The sequence below is a fragment of the Arthrobacter celericrescens genome (genome assembly GCF_003614925.1).
Taxonomy (GTDB): Bacteria; Actinomycetota; Actinomycetes; order Actinomycetales; family Micrococcaceae; genus Arthrobacter; species Arthrobacter celericrescens.
This window is the reverse complement of sequence record NZ_QYLP01000033.1, coordinates 106,352-123,850: the sequence shown is the minus strand read 5'-3', so window position 1 is coordinate 123,850 and position 17,499 is coordinate 106,352. Positions and strand designations below refer to the sequence as shown.

Below are 17,499 nucleotides of genomic sequence, written 5' to 3'. Positions count from 1 at the left end.
GTGGACACGGCAGCCCCTGCGAACCGCCCAGCGACACGCGCAAAGTGTCTGGGATGCGCGACACCGCTGCCCCGGATCCGATTGTTCCGCGCACCGCATTGTTGTGACATGGAACATGCCCGTTCAGCATGAGGAGTAGCACCATGGCAGCAGCAAGCAGCGCCGTCGAGGCCCGGTCGATCGAAATGATCCCGCCCGGCGAGCGCCACGGCCACCCGAAGTCCCAGTTCACCCTATGGTTCGGCGCCAACGCCCAGATCACCGCGATCGTGGACGGCGCCCTGGCTGTGGTCTTCGGCGCCGACGCGTTCTGGGCCATCATCGGCCTGCTGGTGGGCAACGTGCTTGGCGGTATCGTCATGGCGCTGCACTCCGCCCAGGGCCCCAAGCTCGGCCTTCCGCAGATGATTTCCAGCCGAGCCCAGTTCGGCGTTTACGGGGCCGTCATCCCGCTGGTCCTCGTCATCCTGATGTACGTGGGCTTCGCCTCCACCGGCACCGTGCTCTCCGGGCAGGCCATCAACCTGATTCTGGGAGTCGACGTTCCCGCCGTCGGGATCCTGATCTTCGGCGCCGCCACCGCCCTGCTGGCCATCCTGGGCTACAAGTACATCCACGCCCTGGGCCGCATCGCCACCGTGCTGGGCCTGGCCGGCTTCCTGTACCTGACCTTCGCGGTGCTGACCAAGTACGACATCGGCCAGATCATGTTCCTCAAGGGCTTCGAATGGCCCACCTTCCTGACTGCAATCGCCCTGGGCGCCGGCTGGCAGCTGACCTTCGGCCCCTACGTTGCGGACTACTCCCGGTACCTGCCGCAGAACACCAGCGAGCGCCGGACCTTCTGGTACACCTTCGCCGGTTCCGTGGGCGGCGCCCAGTGGGCCATGACCATCGGTGCCCTGGCGGGCGGACTGTCTGCCGCGCACCTGGGCGGGGACTTCCTGAAGAACCAGGTGGGCTACATGGGCGACCTCGCCGGCGGCGGACTGATCGCCGTCTTCATCTACCTGATGATCGTCAGCGGCAAGCTCACGGTGAACTGCCTGAACGCCTACGGCGCCTTCATGTGCTCGGTGACGATCGGCACCGCCGTCAACCGCCGCGACACCGTGTCCCGTGCGGCCCGCGTCGCGTTCATCCTGGTGGTCATCGGCGCAAGCGTGCTGATCGCCCTCTTCGCCAGCAAGGACTTCCTGAACCTGTTCAAGAACTTCGTGCTGATGCTGCTCATGGTGTTCACGCCGTGGTCGGTCATCAACCTCGTGGACTACTACAAGGTGTCCCGCGACCGGCTGGACATCCCGGCGCTGTACAACCCGAACGGCCGCTACGGGAAGTGGAACGCCGCAGCCCTGGTGTCCTACGCCATCGGCGTCGTGGTCCAGATCCCGTTCCTCGCCCAGGCCCTCTACACCGGACCAGTAACCCACTGGCTGGGCGGCGCAGACATCTCCTGGATCGTCGGCATCGCGGTGACCATGGCGGTCTACTACCCCTGGGCAAAGGCCACCAACCGGGCCCCGCTGGAGACCATCTACCCCAGCGAGCACGCGACACCCGCCCAGGTGCCGGCGTCGTAAGCGCTACTGGCGGGCGGCCGCGAGCGCGGCGTCCGCCAAAGCCGGCCACTCGCCCGCGGCCGAGAGCGGAACCTCCACCCAGTCCTTGAATGGCCTGCCCATGCCGGAGGGATCGAAGAGCACGGCACCTGGCAACGCCAACGCCCGCGCATGTTCGGGGTTGTCGCGGCCAAGCTTGAAGGCCACCGTGTCCCCGTTGAGGCAGGCGATCGCCTTCTTCTCCAACAGCAGCGAACGGGCACCGAACATCTGGCCCGCCACCACCCCGGCGTCGAGCAGGTCAGCCCCCAGGTGCTCGAAGGCGGCAACGGCGGCAGCGGACGACTCGCGTTTCTCCATGGCGGCATCATGCCCGACGGCGGGACACAAGCAAAGAGCGGCCGGCACCTCTGAAGGTGCCGGCCGCTCTTGCGTCCAGGATGCGCTAGCCGACGGCACCGGCGGCGGCGAACACCACCGCGGCGATGCCGAAGCCCATGACGCCGATCAAGGTTTCCATGACGGTCCAGGTGGCCAGCGTGGTCTTCACGTCCATGCCCATGAAGCGGCCCACCATCCAGAATCCTGCGTCGTTGACGTGCGAGACCACCACGGAGCCGGCGGCGACGGCCACCACGAGCGCGGCGAGCTGGAGCCCGTCCAGCCCGACTTCGGCAACAGCCGGGCCGATCAGGCCCGCGGTGGTGGTCAAGGCTACGGTTTCCGAGCCTTGGGCGATGCGCAGGATCGAGGAGATCAGGAAGCCGGCCAGGATCAAGGGGATACCGGCGTCGCCCAGCACATCGGCCAGGGCCTTGCCGATTCCGGATGTCCGCAGCACGGCCCCGAACATTCCACCTGCACCGGTGATGAGGATGACCGAGCAGACCGGACCGAGGGAGGACTCAAGAAGCCCTTCGAGCCGGGACCCGTGCAGTCCGCGGCGCATCCCGAGAACCAGTGCGGCCACGAACACGGAGATGAGCAGGGCAACAGGTGTGTCACCAAGCGCACGGATGATCTGGAACCACTGCTGTTCCTTCACGGAGTCCGGCAGGAGGTGGGACGTGGCCAAGGTGTTGAGGCCGGTGTTGAGGAAGATCAGCACGAGAGGCAGCAGCAGGATGCTGACGACAGTACGGAAACGGGGCGGGTGCGCCTCGGCTTCGGCGGAAGCATGGCCGAGGATCTCCGGAACGGGAAGAACCAGCTTGCGGCCCGTCCACAGACCGTACAAGTAGCACGTGAGGTACCACGTGGGAAGGGCAGCAATCAGTCCGACGATGACCACCAGGCCCACGTTCGCGCCGAGGATCGCGGAGGCGGACACCGGGCCGGGGTGCGGCGGCAGGAAGACGTGCATCACCGAGAAGGCGCCGACGGCGGGCAGGCCGAAGCGCAGGACGCCGCCACCGAGCCGGTGGGCAACGGCGAACACGACCGGCAGCATCACCACCAGGCCGGCGTCGAAGAAGATCGGGAAGCCAAAGATCAGCGAGGCGAGGCCAAGCGCGAAGGGCGCCCGCTTCTCGCCGAAGACGCAAATGAGATAGTCGGCAAGGACCTTGGCTCCGCCTGACGTCTCCACGATCCGGCCAAGCATGACGCCCAGGCCGACGAGCAGCGCCACGGTGCCCAGGGTGGTGCCGAAGCCCCCGACCAGGACGCCCACCACCTTGTCCGCGGGGATGCCGGTGGCGAAGGCCGTGGCGAGGCTGACCGTGATCAGCGCAAGCAGCGCGTGCATCTTGAAGCGGATGATGAGGACGAGCAGGACGGCGATGGCGGCGGCCGCGATGAGCAGCAGCGGGCCGGCGCCGAGGCTTTGGGTCCATCCTTCGATGTCGGTCATGGTTCTCCTTTGAAACAGGTGATGCGGTGCTGGGGGTGTTCAGGTGGGGGTGTTCAGGCGCCTGGAGGTCAGGTGGCCTGGAGTGCGAGGACGTCGACGACGGCGCGCACCAGGGTGACCGGGTCCTGCGCGATGTCCAGGCGGATGCTTCCTGCCGCGCATTCCTCGGCCGTGAGCGGTTCGAGGGTGGCGAGCTGGCTGGGCAGCAGGGTGGTGGGCATGAAATGGCCCTCGCGGCTGCCCATGCGTTCGGCGAGGAGTTCCGGGCTGCCGTCGAGGTGGACGAAGACCACGCGGCCTTCGGCTTCCGCAAGCAGTTCCCGGTAGCCACGCTTGAGGGCCGAGCAGGTCAGTACAGTGCTGTTGCCTGCTGCGGCCTCGGACGTCATCCAGTCTCGGATGCTGCGCAGCCAGGGCCAGCGGTCCTCGTCCGTGAGCGGAACACCGCCGGCCATTTTCGAAATGTTGGCCGAAGGGTGGAAACGGTCGGCTTCGGCCATGTCCCAGCCAAGGGCCGACGCAAGTGCCCCGGCGATCGTGGACTTGCCTGCGCCGGCAACGCCCATGACGACCACGTGGATTGCAGATGACTCCATTGCCCTACCTCCGCAGGAAGACGTCGTTGGCTTCCGAAGAAGCTCGGGGTGGCGCTATTGCGCCGTGTTCCCCAAAAAGATAACACCATTGGAATGTCATTGGTAGTACTTAATGTGCTTTTGGTCATACTTTTACGCCCGAGGCACTACGCTGGGGGATGGAATCAGCGCGGGAAAGGCGGGACATGTCGACGGCGACAGCGGATGGCGGCGGCCTGCACCAGCGCATGCTGGACACCCTCGGCGAATCGATCGCTTCAGGCCGGCTCGCCCCCGGTTCCCGGCTGACCCTCGAAGACCTCCAGCAGGAGTTCAGCGTCTCCCGCACCGTCGCCCGGGACACCATGCGCGTCCTGGAATCCATGAACCTCGTGTACTCGCGGCGCCGGGTGGGCATCGTGGTTCAAGACCCGCAGCACTGGAACGTCTTCGACCCCAAGCTGGTGCACTGGCGGCTGGCCTCCACCCGCCGCGAAGCCCAGTACGCCTCCCTCACGGAGCTGCGCATCGCCGTCGAGCCCATTGCCGCAGCGGCGGCCGCCCGCCGCGCCACGCACGCGCAGCGCGGGGAACTGGGGGCGCTGGCCGCGGAGCTGCGACGCCTGGGCGAAGCCGGGGACCTGGAGGGCTTCCTCGCCGTGGACATTGCCTTCCACCGGCTCCTGCTGCACTCGAGCGGGAACGAGATGTTCGCCGCGATCGACCAGATGGTGGCCGAGGTGCTGACCAGCCGCACCCAGCAGGGCCTCATGCCGTTCCGGCCGGAGGAGGCGGCGCTCAAGGCGCACGAGGACGTAGCCACCGCGGTGTCGCGCGGGGACACGAACAAGGCCGAGGAAGCGATGCACCGCGTGGTGGTGGAAGTCCGCCAGGCCATGGGCCTGGACTGAGGATCCCCTCGTTTGAAGCCCGAACGTACAGTTGGGGCCCTTAAATCGGCGATTTAAGGGCCCCAACTGTACGTTCGCGGGAGTGTTTTACTCGTCTTCCTCCCCGCCGTCGCGGGAGTTCTGGGTGGCGAGGCTGTCCCAGAAGGTGGTGTCGGCGTCGGCGATGGAACCGTCCGCAATGGCCGCCGCGGTGGAGGTCAGCGTGATGACTGTCTGCTTGATGAGGTAGCCGTTGCTGCGCTGGCCGAGCGCATAGCCGTCGAGGTAGTGGTCGGACATGCCGCGCATCTCGAAGAGCAGCGTGGCGATCCCGTACTCCACGGCGATCCCGTTGCGGCTGATGGTCTCGGCACTGCCGCCTTCGTACTTGCCGAGGTGCCCCCAGCCTGTGGAGTCCACGCTGTTGAAGACGATCGAACCAAGCTGCTTGGACTTCTCGACGACGGCGGGATCGGCGTTCGGTGTGGTGGGGTACAGGATCGAGCCGGACACCAGCTTCCCGTCGCGCTCTGCGCGGGTGCCCTGGTGGTGGAGATCGATCATGTAGTCGATCCGGTACTTGCGCATCACGTTGTTGTGGAGCGCCTGGGTTTCGGGCTGGATCTTGGCCACGTGGTCGCGGTTCAGGTCGACCCCCTCGGCGTTGTAGCGGGTGAGGTGGCGGTCGCCCTTGGCCACGTAGTCGTCCAGCGGGAAGTTCACGTCGCCCATGGCACCGTCAGCGTTGAGCATCGGAACGATGAGGATGTTCACGCCGCCCAGGATTCCGGACGAGTTGGTTGTGCCCAGCTGCTTGATGAACGCCATGGCGCCCTCGGTGGTGAGCTGCTCGTTGCCGTGCTGCTGGGTCAGGTAGAGGATGGTGGGCTTGGCCGGATCCGTGACGTACTTGACCAGGTGGAGGTCCCGGCCCTTGACCGTCTTGCCGATCACCTCCAGCTCCATGGCCGGCTGGCGGGCGTCCTGGTCCTTCAGGAAGGAGACGAGCTGGTCATAGGTGGTGAGCTTGGACGTGGTGATCTGGCCGTTGTCGCCGTAGCCGGGCCCTTCGCCGACTGCGCTTGCCAGCGGCGCCGCGCCCGCCACAACGGCCAGCGCCAAAGAGCCGGAAGCAGCCAGGATCCTGAAAGTTCTTCTCACAGTGCGTTACCTCTTTCGAGTGCTTAGGCGTGCAGCCGGCCATGTCCCCCATTGCGGGCTGTGACAAACACACAAACAAAGATAAACAAACTTTGTCAATCAACTCGACAAAACAGAACATCGGACGCTCACCGCTTCAGCCGTCCGCCGGCAACGGCGGTTAACGACGACGGCGCCCGCCACCTTTCGGGTGACGGGCGCCGTCGTCCCCACCCGCTCCCTGGCCTCGCAAGCTCGGCCAGGGAACCCTGCGGGCGTGGGCCCAGGAATTAGGAAGTCTCGATCGCTGCCTTCGCGGCGGGATCGGAGTCGTTGAGGAACTTCTCGATCCGCTCGGGCTCTTCGGCTTCGCCGATGGCTGCCGAGGCGCGTCCGAGCGCGTAGAGGGCCCGCAGGAATCCGCGGTTCGGCTCGTGCTCCCACGGGATGGGGCCGACGCCGCGCCAGCCGTTGCGCCGCAGCGAGTCCAGTCCGCGGTGGTAGCCCACACGGGCGTAGGCGTAGGACTCGATGGTGCGGCCCTCGGCCCAGGCTTCTTCGGCGAGGATCGCCCACAGGAGCGAGGACGTGGGGTGCTTGGCCACCAGGTCCACGGCTTCCTGGCCGAGCGCGAGGTGCTGGTACACCTCGGTCTCGGCAGGCAGCAGCGTGGCTTCCGGGCCCAGCAGGTTCTTGCGGAATTCGTCGGACATGGCCTAGAAGGTCTTGCCTGCCGAGCCGAGCTGGCGGGCGGATTCGACGATGCGGGCGGCCATGCCGGCTTCGGCGGAAGCACCCCAGACGCGCGGGTCGTAGGTCTTCTTGTTGCCGATCTCGCCGTCGACCTTCAGCACGCCGTCGTAGTTGGCGAACATGTGACCGGCCACCGGACGCGTGAACGCGTACTGCGTGTCAGTGTCCACGTTCATCTTGATCACACCGTAGGACACCGCGTCCGCGATCTCCTGGTCCGAGGAACCGGAGCCGCCGTGGAAGACCAGGTCGAAGGGGTTGTCCTTGCCGATCTTCGCCCCGACCTCGGACTGGATCTGCTTGAGCAGCTCAGGACGCAGCTTCACCCCGCCCGGCTTGTACACGCCGTGCACGTTCCCGAAGGTCAGGGCCGTGATGTAGCGGCCGTTCTCCCCGGCACCCAGGGCCTCGATCGTGGCCAGGGCGTCCTCGGTGGTGGTGTACAGCTTTTCGTTGATCTCGTTCTCCACGCCGTCCTCCTCACCGCCGACCGTGCCGATCTCGACCTCGAGGATGATCTTCGCCGCCGCGGTACGCTCCAGCAGCTCACGGGCGATCCGCAGGTTCTCACCCAGCGCCTCGTGGGAACCGTCCCACATGTGCGAGTTGAAGATCGGGTTCCGCCCGGCCTTCACCTCGGCCTCGGACGCGGCCAGCAGGGGCAGCACGAAGCTGTCCAGCTTGTCCTTCGGGCAGTGGTCCGTGTGCAGGGCAATGTTCACGTTGTAGTTCTTGGCCACCTCACGGGCAAACGCCGCGAAACCCAGCGAACCGGCCACCATGTCCTTCACCGACGCGCCGGACCAGTACGCCGCACCACCGGTGGACACCTGGATGATGCCATCCGACTCCGCCTCCGCGAAACCACGGATCGCAGCGTTCAGGGTCTGCGACGACGTCACGTTCACCGCCGGGAAAGCAAAACCGCCGGCCTTCGCACGATCGATCATCTCGGAGTAAATCTCTGGGGTTGCAATGGGCATGGTGACTCCTATGCTGTGTTTTCGTCTATGGGTGTGCTGACCCTGAAACAGACCAGTTACGGCTAGGCACCATCCTAGCCAGATCGAACAACGGGCCGTGCTTCGGGTCACGCCTCGGTAATACTCGCCCGCGCCGGCCCGTTTCGCGCCCGACGGCGGGTGCCGCCCGCCGGCGCTGCCTCCCGACGGCGGGTGCCGGCGAGTGCCGCCGGCCGCCTACAGCCGGTAGACCCGGCGGGCGTTCTCCGCCCCGATCATTCCGGCCACCCGGATCGCGTCCGTTTCGGACCATTCGCCGCGGCGCACCCAGCCGCCCAGGACCTGCGCCATCGAGCGGCGCCACAGGATCGATCCCAAGAGGTGCAGTTCCGGGACTCCGTAGGCGTCGGATGAATAAAGCTGCTTGGCGAAGGGCGCCAACTCGAGGGCTTCGCCGGCGACCGCGACGCTGCGGGAGCCCACATGGTTCAGGCCCAGGCCGACGTCGAAATACACGTTGTTGAATGCCTGCGCCAGGTACCCGGCCTCGCGGTGGTAGGGGTAGCAGTGCAGCAGCATCACGGGGGTGTCCCGCATCGCGGCCTGGCGCAGCAGCGGCAGCAGGAGCAAGGGGTTGGTGCGGTGCAGGTCCAGGTCCCGGTCGCCGTACCCCACATGGAACTGAAGCGGCAGCAGGTGCTCCGCCGCTGCGTGGACGATGAAGGAGATGACCTCAGGGTCCTCGAGCCTCAAAGACGCCGCCGCCCCGAAGCCCGCAGTCCAGCGGGCCACGGCCCGTTCCAAACGCTGCTCGCTGGGGACGGACCAGTCGATGTCGAAGCCGCAGCGGTAGGCGGCGATCGTCTTGAAGCCGACGACGCCGGGGGCCGCCGCCGCGAGCGCCGCACGGAAGTCCTGGGCGAAGTCAGCCGGGGAGGCAGTGCGGGCCGCCACCTGTTCGGCCAGGAGTTCGAGCCGGAGGACCTCGGAGGCAGGGGCGCCGGAGTCCTGCGTGATGGCTTCCGGCGTCGTGACGGCGGTGGCGCTGAGCCCGGTGTCGACGATCCAGTGCGCCACCCCGGCATCGGCCAGGAACAGGCGGTTGAGTTCCGCGGGCGTCAGGGCGCTGCGGGCTTCCCAGTACTCATGGGCGCCGGCATGCGGCGGGAGGCCGAGCAGCGGAGCGCACCAGCGCCGGATGGCGAAGCCCACTTGGGAATCGAACTGGGTCATGAACGCCGGGATCGGGTCCGGGGACCCTTCGTTGACGGCCACTTCGAACCCCGCCCGGGTGAGGGGTTCGGTGAAGCAGCCGTGCATGTGGTGGTCCACCAGCGGGAGGGCGGACACGGCGTCGGCCAATCCTTGGGGAACGCGGCCCTCAAGTCCCGCCACGACGTCCGGCTCCGGTGACATCAGGCTGACCAGGCGAAGCGGAGGGCCTGTGCGGTCTCGGCGGGATCCTTGCCGGCGAATTTCGCGGCTTCGTGGCGGCGGACCGCGACGATGCCCTCCACGATGTCCGGCCCCAGGGTCTTCCCGGCAAGGTCCGAGGCCTCCAGCTTTTCCAGGATGGTGGCCTGGTCTGCGTCGATGGCCGTGGCGGGCCAATCGTCGGCGTCAGCGGGGTTGCCGGGCACCTCCGCCGGGAGGGGCAGCCCCGCATCGATGCCGTGGAGCGCCGAGCCAACGAGGGCTGCAGCGGCGAGGTAGATGTTGGCGCTGGGGTCCACCACCTTCAGTTCCACGTTCGCGCCGTGCGGGTTGCCGGCGGTCGCGGCGACGAAACGCACCGCGGCTTCGCGGTTCTCCAGGCCCCAGCACGCTGCGGCCCCGGACCAGCGCCCGGGCTGGAGCCGCTGCGCGGAAAGGACCGAGCCTGCGTAGACGCCGAGGAAGTGGTCCAGGCCCGCGAGGATCCCGCCGATCGCGGATCCGCCCTCCGGGGTGATGCCATGGGGTCCTAGGCTGCCGCCGAACAGCGGTGTGGTGTCGCGGTGAAGCGAGAGGTGCAGGTGCGCCCCGTTGCCCGCCCCGTCCGTCCAAGGGAGCGGTGAGAAGGAGGCGGCCATGCCGTGGCGGGCGGCGACAATCCCGATGAGGATACGGGCCAGCACGCACCCGTCTGCCATCTCGACGGGCGGAGCGGGAGCGAGGGAAACCTCGAACTGGTCTTCCCCGTACTCCGCGTGGATCTGCTCGGGACCCAGGCCCGCTGCTTCGAGTGTTGCGGTGAGGTCCACGAGGAACCCGCGCCGGTCCGAGACGGCGCCCATGCCGTAGGCGGTCCATCCGGGTTTGGGCAAGTGCCCGCCGTCGCGGGTGGTGAGGACGAACTCAAGCTCGGTGCCCATGAGCGGCGAAAGTCCGCGCTCCGTGAGGCTGTCCACGACGGCGGCGAGGCGGCCGCGCGGGCACAGCGGAGAGAGGGTCCTGTCCTGTTCGTGGAAGGTCGCGGGTCCCCAGGCCAGGCCGTCGTCCACCTTGCGGACCCTGGCGGCGTCGAGCCGGAGGCGGAGATCCCCGACGGCCCCGATGGAGGAGGTGAAGGCGATGCCGTTGTCCGCGCAGAAGACGTTCCACGAGGGCGAGGCTCCCATGCCGGCGTCCTGGAACTCCGGAAGCCGCCGGATCGGGACGCCTTTGCAATGGATTCCTCCGGCGTAGTCGACGGCCGTGCCCACTAGCAGGGACACGCCGTCGGATTCAAGCTGCGTCCTGATGCTTTCGGCCATGATGCTTTCGGGTGCATCCTGCCCGGCCCCACTCGGCACGGTTTCCACAACGGTTCCCCTCGACGGCGTGCATCTGTGGGTCCATCATGCCCCCGGCAGCATGCGGAACCTACAGGGAACGCACGGGCGGGCCAGGCCACGAAGTCCTACCAGATAGGCAGGCGCCCGCCCGAGGATCGACGAATCCCGGGCGGGGCACCTTTCGGACCCTGGCTAGGTCCGCTGCACTGTTCCATCGGCACCAACCGTGACCGACAGGGCTTCGCCTGCGAAGCGCAGACCCTTCGCCTCGACGGAAGGGGAATTCGGCAGCGGCTCGATGTCCAACTTGCCGGACTGCGCGTCTGCCCGCAGGCCGAGCACGCTCGACAGGACGGAAACCGCTGCGGCGGCCGACCACGCCTGGGGCTGGCATGAGGCCGGATAAGGGATCGGCGATGAGACGGCGCCGGAGGAGTCTCCGGAATGCAGCTCGGGCATGCGGTAGTTGAACCCTTCGGCCGCGTGCAGCAACCCCTCGATCAGACTCGTAGCTGCATCTGCGAAGCCCTCACGACGGAGGCCGGAAATCGCGATCGCTGTGTCATGGGTCCAGACCGATCCGCCGTGATAGCTCAACGGCCAGAACCCGGCCGAATCGGAGGACATCGTGCGGAGCCCGAAACCGGAGTTCATCTCCGGGGACGCCAGATGCTGGGCGACCAGCTCGGCGCCCCTGGCGTCCAGGATCCCGGTGCCGAGCAGGTGCCCGATGTTGCTCGTGACTGTATCGACCTTCTTCTTGCTCGCATCCAGGGCGACCGCCGGATAGGCACCGTCAGGCGAATCGATCCAGAAGGATTCCGCGAAGCGTGCCTTCAAGGCTGCGGCCCACGAGCGCCAGCCCTCACCCGAGCGACCGAAGTGTTCAAGGATCGCAGCCCCAGCCACCGCCGCTTCGTAGGCGTAGGCCTGTACCTCGCAGAGCGCTATCGGGCCCTCGGCCAGCGTACCGTCGCGCCACTGGATAGAGTCGCCGGAGTCCTTCCACCCCTGGTTGGCGAGACCGTGCGAGGTCGTGTCGATGTATTCGATCAGTCCGTCGCCGTCGCTGTCGCCGTAGTCCCGCATCCAAGCCAAGGCAGCCTCGAGGTTGGGCAGGAGCGCTTCGACTTCGGAGTCGTCCATCCCCCACTTCCATGCGTCGTGGAGCAGGATCACCCAGAGCGGGGTTGCGTCGACGGTGCCGTAGTACAAGGGAGGCAACGCCACATTCTCCCCCGGGATGGTGAACGTCTTCGAGCGGAGTTCGTGCATGATCTTGCCGGGCTGTTCGGCCGTCTCGTGAACCTCGTGGGTCCCTTGGAGCGCCGCCAGGACGCGGAGCGTCGATGCGGCTGTCTCGGTGCCTAGCGGAAGCAGCATCCGGGCCGCCCAGATCGAATCCCGGCCGAACAAGGTGAAGAACCAAGGAGCGCCTGCAGCGAGGAATACCTCGTTGGGTACAAGGCGTGTCGCCATCCGTAGGGATTGCAGGTCACCGAGCGCGCTTCGGACCCACGAGGAGAGCCTGGAATCGCCCGAGCGGACCATGACCTTGGACCATGCGGCTTCCTTTGCCGCGCCGCCGACCACCGCGGATGCGTCGTGGGCGTCTACACGCCATCCGACGGTGACGCTGCCCTTCGCGGGCACTGCAACAGCCCATGAAAAAGTGGCGGAAGCATCGGCAGCGAAGATAGCCGCCCCAGGGGCCTGGAGGAGGGCCGTAAGATTTCCGGCCCGCAAGCGCACAGTATCGGTCGTTGCCTCGAGGGTGATCGGCGATTCGCTGCCGCTCATTCCGGCCTTCACTACCTGCATGTCCCTGAAGTCGGCTCGCACGGATACCGAGATCGTGGTGGTGACCGGCTCGGACAGGGCGTTGGTCAGCGTCAGGGTTTCATCCAGGGACCCTGCCGAGATCGTGCGGGTGCGGTCCACGCGGGTCCTGGGGTCGGCGGTACGGTCGTCGACGTTCCGGGCCACGGAGGTGAAGGTCGCAGTGGCGGCGTCGACGGAGGTGGTGGCGATGTGTTCGGTCTGGATGCCTCCCACCCTGAACTCGACCTCGCTCAGCAGGCGCACATCGGAGTGGTAGAAGCCCTGGATTCCGCTTCCATCCATATCGCCGTGGTTGGCTGACCATGCCTGGCTCGGTGCGGCGAGGAGCACGAGACTATCGTGAAGTAGGGGTTGGAGTGTCTGGATCATGTAGGTGTTCACGCCTCCTTGGGCATTGGCGAAAGGGTTGTTGTCGGGGCAGATGGTGCGTTGACTGTCACTCCTTGACCGCGCCATCGCTGGTGTTCATGATTCGCTTCTGGAAGATGAAGAACATGACCGCCACCGGGATGGTCATGATCGCCGCAGCAGCGAGCTTGATCGGGTACTGCGAGCCCGAGCTCAGTTGGCCGCTGGCGAGGCCGGCAACCCCCTTGGTCAGGGTGGTCAGCAACGGGTCCTGTGTGGCGACGATGAAGTGTCCGAGTTCATTCCACGAACCTTGGAACGACAAGATGATGATCGTGATCAGCGCGGGACGGGCCATCGGGAGCACGATGGACCAGAACACCCGGAACAAGCCGGCGCCATCGATGCGGGCCTGTTCTTCGACGCTTGGTGGAATCGACTCGAAAAAGTTCTTCATGATGAAGACACCGGCGGCGTCGGTGAGCAACGGGATGATCATGCCGGTGTAGGAGTCGTAGATTCCGATCTGGTTGATGACCAGGAACTTCGGGATCATCAAGACGACTCCCGGCACCGCCATGACTCCGATGAGTGCCGCGAAAATGACGCCCCGGCCGCGGAAGCGCAAGCGTGCAAGGGCGTAGCCGGCAAGCGATGCGAGGAAAACGCGGCCCAGGGTGACGAGCACGGTGACAATGATCGAGTTCTTGAACCAGGTGGGGAAATCCGAGTTCAGGAACAGTTCCCGGTATGCCTCAGTGGTCCAGGTTTGGCGGACGAGCGAGACGGGGTTGGCAGCAGCTTCGGCATCGGTCTTGAACGAGGTAGAGATCTGAATCAGGAACGGCATGATGTAGATGGCCGCGATGGTGATTAGTACCGCGTAGGCGACCCATGCCGCGGTGTTGGCCCTTGGGCGTCTTTGGGGGCGGCGGTTCGTCGGAGAGTCCAGGGTCTCCGTGGAGGGCGCCTCCTGTTCCGGCTTCGCGAAGATGGTCATGGTCGTGGTTCCCTGCTCTTGATAGTGGTTTCCCGTCGGGCGGCAAGGGTTTCGGTGTTAGCGCCCTCTTCCGAGGGGCGCGGTCCCTGGTAGAGGCGAATGTGACGCTTGGATACCGCGCGCTCACGCAGGATCCAGCGCTGGAGGACGGTGAACACCACGATGATGACAAACAGGATGAACGCTATCGCCGCGCCCTGGCCCCATTGCTGGTTGTTGAACGCTGTGCTGTAGGAGAGGTACGCAGGCGTCAGGGTCGTCTTCCCCGGGGCGCCCTCAGTACCGGCATAGACCTGGTCGAAGACCTGCCAGCAGCCGATAAGGCCCAGCGTCAACACGGTGAAGAGCGTTGGACGAAGCTGCGGGATCGTGATTCGCCAGAACCGCTGCCAACCGTTCGCCCCATCCATGATCGCCGCTTCGGTGATGTCGCCTGCGAGGTTTTGCAGGGCGGCAATGAAGAGCAGCATGAATGTGCCGCTGGTAGTGAACACCGCCATCAGGATGAAGGCGCTCATTGCCACAGAAGGCCCGCTCAGCCACCCCCACCACGAAACACCGAGTAATTCGCCGCCGGTCAGGAACTCGGGGCCATGGCTGACCCCGAACGCGGCGAGCAGGTTATGGAAGATTCCCGTGGAATCGTTGAACCAGTTCGGGCCGTTCACGCCGACCCACGAAAGGACCGTGTTGACCGCGCCGCTTGCACTGAAGAGAAACAGCCACACCACAGTCATTGCGACGGAACTGGTCACGGACGGGAAGTAGAACACCGTACGGAAAACACCGCGCCCGCGAAGGATGGCCCGGTTGACCAGGACGGCAAGGAAGAGCGACACCGCGGTCTGCAACGGCACAACCAGGACCACGTACCACGCGTTGTTGCGCAGCGCCGTGCCGAAGTCCTGTTCGGCGAGACCTCCGCCGGCGAGCAGAGCCTGGTAGTTCTTGAAACCGACGAAGTGGACATCCCCGGAGAAGGGGCTCCCCCTTCCGGCCCAGTCGCTGAAGCTGACCCACAATGCCATGAGCACGGGAACCACAAGGAATACGGCAAGAAGGATGAGCATCGGGGCCGCGAACAACCACCCGGATGCGGTCTCGTCGCGGCGGATCCCGGAGCGACGGGACCGCTTCGTAGTTGCATGCATGTCCGACTACCTGGCCAGGGCTTCGAGGTTCTTCTGCGTGGCCCCAAGGATCGTCTGAGGATCGCTCGTCACCAGCGTCTCGAGCTTCGAGTTGAGCTCGGTGACGACATCAGCCGAGCCCTTGCCAGCCGGCACACCCTTGGCATAGTCTGCGGCCGCGAGAAACGGAACCAGGGCGGGGTTGGCCGACTTCCACTCAGGGGCAGCGGACTTGACGGAGGGCATCGGGCCGAACGCCTTCGAAAAGGCGAGCTGCTCGCCCTTGCTTGTCAGCTGCTCAACGAGTTTGAGTGCCGCCGCCTGGTTGGGGCTGTCTGCTGCGATACCCCAGCAGTTAGTGAACTGGAGGGTACCCTTCCCCGCCGGGCCGGCAGGAAGCTCGGCGACCTTGTACTTCACGTTGGGGTAGTCGGCCCGCAGGGCACCGGTGATCCAGTTGCCTTCGATGGTCATGGCGGCCAAGCCCTTGCCAAACGCCTCGCCTCCCCAGCCGGCCCCGAGGTCCTTGGCATACTTGAGGTCCCCGGCTGCCAGCAAATCCTTGACGTAGTCGAGGGCCTTGATATTGGCGTCGCTGTCCGCTGTCGCCTCGGTGCTCTCGTCATTCATCAGGCTGCCGCCCGCCTGGGCCATGAAAGATCCTATGCGCGCGTACTCGCCAGAGATGCCGAGACCGACGTGTTCGGGAGTTGTGAGCTTCTTGCTGACGGACGCGAGCTGCGCCCAGGTCGTTGGCAGGTCTGAGTCGGATAGGCCGGCTTTCTCCCAAATGTCGGTGTTAATTACCAGCTGCAGAGTCGAAAAGTCCTTGGGCGCACAATAGAACTTGCCGCTGTAGGTAAACGACTTGACGAGGCTGGGGTAGAAATCATCCTTGTTCGTCAGTTGGTCACCGTAGGCGAGAAGCGATCCGTTGGAGGCGTAGCCGGCGAGGGCGTCGGTCGAGAGGTAGAACACGTCGGCAGGCTTCCTCGCTGCGAAACCCTGCGAGAGCTGTTGGCCGAGGTTGCTGGCCGCGACGACGGTGGCCCCGGTGCCGGAGGCCTTGGACCAGTCGGCTACGGCGGACTTCACGGCGGCGGTCTCTGCGTCGCCACTCGATCCGATCATCACTGTCAGCGCCGTGTTCGAGGAAGTGAGTGTGCCATTCTTCTGCGGGCTTGTGGTGTATCCGGAACCGCAAGCGCTGAGCGCGATGGACGCCGCCATGGCGGCCGCACCTCCGATGAACCAGCGCTGGATGCTTCGTTGCACTAACTTCTCCTAGCTGTGGGGAGCCCGTTTCCGGGCACGATAAAGGGACAAAGATCATGGGGACCGCTCCAGAAAGCTGGGCCGGAATTAACCGTGACGACCCCAGTGGTAACGGGGTTCGTCGGCATAAAATTTGAACGATCAATTTGAACGATCAAATTTGGTCCGAGTAGAATATCGATGGGCTTTGAAGCATGTCAAGAGCGGCCGCTTCACCATCGGGAGGCGCACCCGCGAACGCCAAGCCGCCAGGAGAAGCTATAGTGCCTTACATGCTTTGAACGATCCAAGAATTGGATCCGGGAAGGAAGGACCGTGGGGCAACTGCCAACCATCCTCGATGTCGCCGCCGCCGCAGGCGTGTCACGCCAGACGGTGTCGAACGTGCTCAACTCGCCGTCCTTGGTGCGCCCGGAGACACGGGAAAAAGTCGAGGCTGCGATCGCAGGGCTCGGTTACCGGCCCCACGCATCCGCCCGCCGGCTGCGGACCCAAAAAAGTTCGACAATCGGCATCCGCTTGGACCCCCTCAGCGCCGATGGGATCTCGGGGTCAATCCTCGATCGCTTCCTGCACTCGCTTACCGAGCAGGCAGACCGCAAGGACCTGCGCGTGATGGTGTTTACGGCGGCGGACAGCAACGATGAAATCCGCCAGTTCAAACGGCTGAGCGAGGGTGCCGATGTCGACGCGTTCATTCTGACCGCGACCTTCCATGGCGACCCTCGGACCCAATGGCTGATTGAGCATGGCGAACCATTCGTCACTTTCGGGCGCCCCTGGGGAACCGACGACATATCCGACCCGGAGCATTTGTGGGTCGACGTCGACGGCCGGCACGGCATCCGTGAGGCGACCATCCATCTCCTCGGCACGGGAGCACGGCGGATCGCCTACATCGGCTGGCACAGCCCGTCGGGCACCGGCGATGACCGGCGCCGCGGCTGGCAGCAAGCCATGGAGGAATCGAGCGGCCTCCGCCCTGAGGAAATCGCTGCACTGCACGCACCCACCGAAGATGGTGCTACCTTCGGCGCTGAGGCATTGCTCCATCTGGAGAAGACGGCCGGGAACATTGAGGCGGTCGTGTGTGCGAGCGATGCTCTGGCTTTGGGAGCCTTCATGCACAGCGCGGGCCGCATCCCCGTCATCGGGTACGACAACACTCCGGTTGCCTCGTCGATCGGATTTTCCAGCATCGAGCAACCCATCGACGACGTCGCCGGGGGAATGCTCGAGCTGCTCACCGGCGCACACGGCGGCCGGGTCCAGCCGGGCCAGGAAGTCGCGGAACCGACACACCAACTCCTGCAGCCTCACCTGGTTCTGCGGACCCCCCGGGTACAGGCGCTCACGGTCCGCTCAAACTAGCGGCGTCGTTCCAGCACAGCCACGGAATGCGAATTCAACCGGG

At 65.7% G+C, this 17,499-nt stretch carries 15 protein-coding genes; 3 read left to right on the top strand and 12 right to left on the bottom strand.

The window, feature by feature from the left end; genetic code table 11:
* The first annotated feature begins 143 nt into the window (after positions 1–143).
* Positions 144–1,583, top strand: a complete 1,440-nt coding sequence (locus D3654_RS08570) for a purine-cytosine permease family protein (protein ID WP_120521075.1) — start codon at positions 144–146, stop codon at positions 1,581–1,583.
* A 3-nt stretch (positions 1,584–1,586) separates the two neighbouring features.
* Here the strand turns inward: D3654_RS08570 and D3654_RS08565 are convergent, their stop codons facing one another.
* The 3 genes from D3654_RS08565 to D3654_RS08555 all read right to left on the bottom strand — a co-directional run bounded on the left by D3654_RS08565 (position 1,587) and on the right by D3654_RS08555 (position 4,010).
* Entirely contained in the window at positions 1,587–1,922 is a 336-nt protein-coding gene (locus D3654_RS08565; protein WP_120521074.1) for a hypothetical protein, read from the bottom strand.
* Between the two features lie 85 nt (positions 1,923–2,007).
* Positions 2,008–3,414: a GntP family permease gene (locus tag D3654_RS08560; RefSeq protein ID WP_120521073.1), complete on the bottom strand. Its 1,407-nt coding sequence runs from the start codon at positions 3,412–3,414 to the stop codon at positions 2,008–2,010.
* A gap of 68 nt (positions 3,415–3,482) precedes the next feature.
* The gene (locus tag D3654_RS08555; protein WP_120521072.1) at positions 3,483–4,010 is read right to left on the bottom strand and encodes a gluconokinase; all 528 of its coding nucleotides are present in this window, start codon (positions 4,008–4,010) and stop codon (positions 3,483–3,485) included.
* 185 nt (positions 4,011–4,195) lie between these two features.
* Here D3654_RS08555 and D3654_RS08550 point away from each other — a divergent pair, with 185 nt between their 5' ends.
* On the top strand, positions 4,196–4,900 hold the full coding sequence (locus D3654_RS08550) for a FadR/GntR family transcriptional regulator (protein WP_120521071.1): 705 nt from the start codon (positions 4,196–4,198) through the stop codon (positions 4,898–4,900).
* A gap of 87 nt (positions 4,901–4,987) precedes the next feature.
* Here the strand turns inward: D3654_RS08550 and D3654_RS08545 are convergent, their stop codons facing one another.
* The 9 genes from D3654_RS08545 to D3654_RS08505 form a co-directional block, all read right to left on the bottom strand.
* Positions 4,988–6,040 carry a M14 family zinc carboxypeptidase gene (locus tag D3654_RS08545; protein ID WP_120521070.1) on the bottom strand — a complete coding sequence of 351 codons (1,053 nt, stop codon included), beginning with the start codon at positions 6,038–6,040 and terminating at the stop codon, positions 4,988–4,990.
* Between the two features lie 269 nt (positions 6,041–6,309).
* Positions 6,310–6,732 carry a DUF3151 domain-containing protein gene (locus D3654_RS08540; protein ID WP_120521069.1) on the bottom strand — a complete coding sequence of 141 codons (423 nt, stop codon included), beginning with the start codon at positions 6,730–6,732 and terminating at the stop codon, positions 6,310–6,312.
* A 3-nt stretch (positions 6,733–6,735) separates the two neighbouring features.
* A complete protein-coding gene (fbaA, locus tag D3654_RS08535; RefSeq protein ID WP_120521068.1) occupies positions 6,736–7,755 on the bottom strand; it encodes a class II fructose-bisphosphate aldolase in 1,020 nt (339 codons plus the stop codon).
* Positions 7,756–7,971: 216 nt separating this feature from the next.
* Positions 7,972–9,150, bottom strand: a complete 1,179-nt coding sequence (locus D3654_RS08530; protein WP_120521067.1) for an amidohydrolase family protein — start codon at positions 9,148–9,150, stop codon at positions 7,972–7,974.
* Positions 9,150–10,469 (bottom strand): type I glutamate--ammonia ligase, encoded by a 1,320-nt coding sequence (locus tag D3654_RS08525; RefSeq protein ID WP_120521101.1) that lies wholly within the window; start codon positions 10,467–10,469, stop codon positions 9,150–9,152. The genes D3654_RS08530 and D3654_RS08525 overlap by 1 nt, the downstream gene beginning before the upstream one ends.
* A gap of 213 nt (positions 10,470–10,682) precedes the next feature.
* Positions 10,683–12,713 (bottom strand): amylo-alpha-1,6-glucosidase, encoded by a 2,031-nt coding sequence (locus tag D3654_RS08520; protein ID WP_342635090.1) that lies wholly within the window; start codon positions 12,711–12,713, stop codon positions 10,683–10,685.
* 55 nt (positions 12,714–12,768) lie between these two features.
* The gene (locus D3654_RS08515) at positions 12,769–13,680 is read right to left on the bottom strand and encodes a carbohydrate ABC transporter permease (protein ID WP_120521066.1); all 912 of its coding nucleotides are present in this window, start codon (positions 13,678–13,680) and stop codon (positions 12,769–12,771) included.
* On the bottom strand, positions 13,677–14,831 hold the full coding sequence (locus tag D3654_RS08510) for a carbohydrate ABC transporter permease (protein WP_120521065.1): 1,155 nt from the start codon (positions 14,829–14,831) through the stop codon (positions 13,677–13,679). Before D3654_RS08510 ends, D3654_RS08515 begins: the two co-directional genes overlap by 4 nt.
* Positions 14,832–14,837: 6 nt before the next feature.
* The gene (locus D3654_RS08505; RefSeq protein ID WP_205571764.1) at positions 14,838–16,040 is read right to left on the bottom strand and encodes an extracellular solute-binding protein; all 1,203 of its coding nucleotides are present in this window, start codon (positions 16,038–16,040) and stop codon (positions 14,838–14,840) included.
* Between the two features lie 360 nt (positions 16,041–16,400).
* On the opposite strand from D3654_RS08505, the gene D3654_RS08500 reads away from it, so the two are divergent.
* On the top strand, positions 16,401–17,456 hold the full coding sequence (locus D3654_RS08500) for a LacI family DNA-binding transcriptional regulator (RefSeq protein WP_120521063.1): 1,056 nt from the start codon (positions 16,401–16,403) through the stop codon (positions 17,454–17,456).
* Positions 17,457–17,499 lie beyond the last annotated feature (43 nt).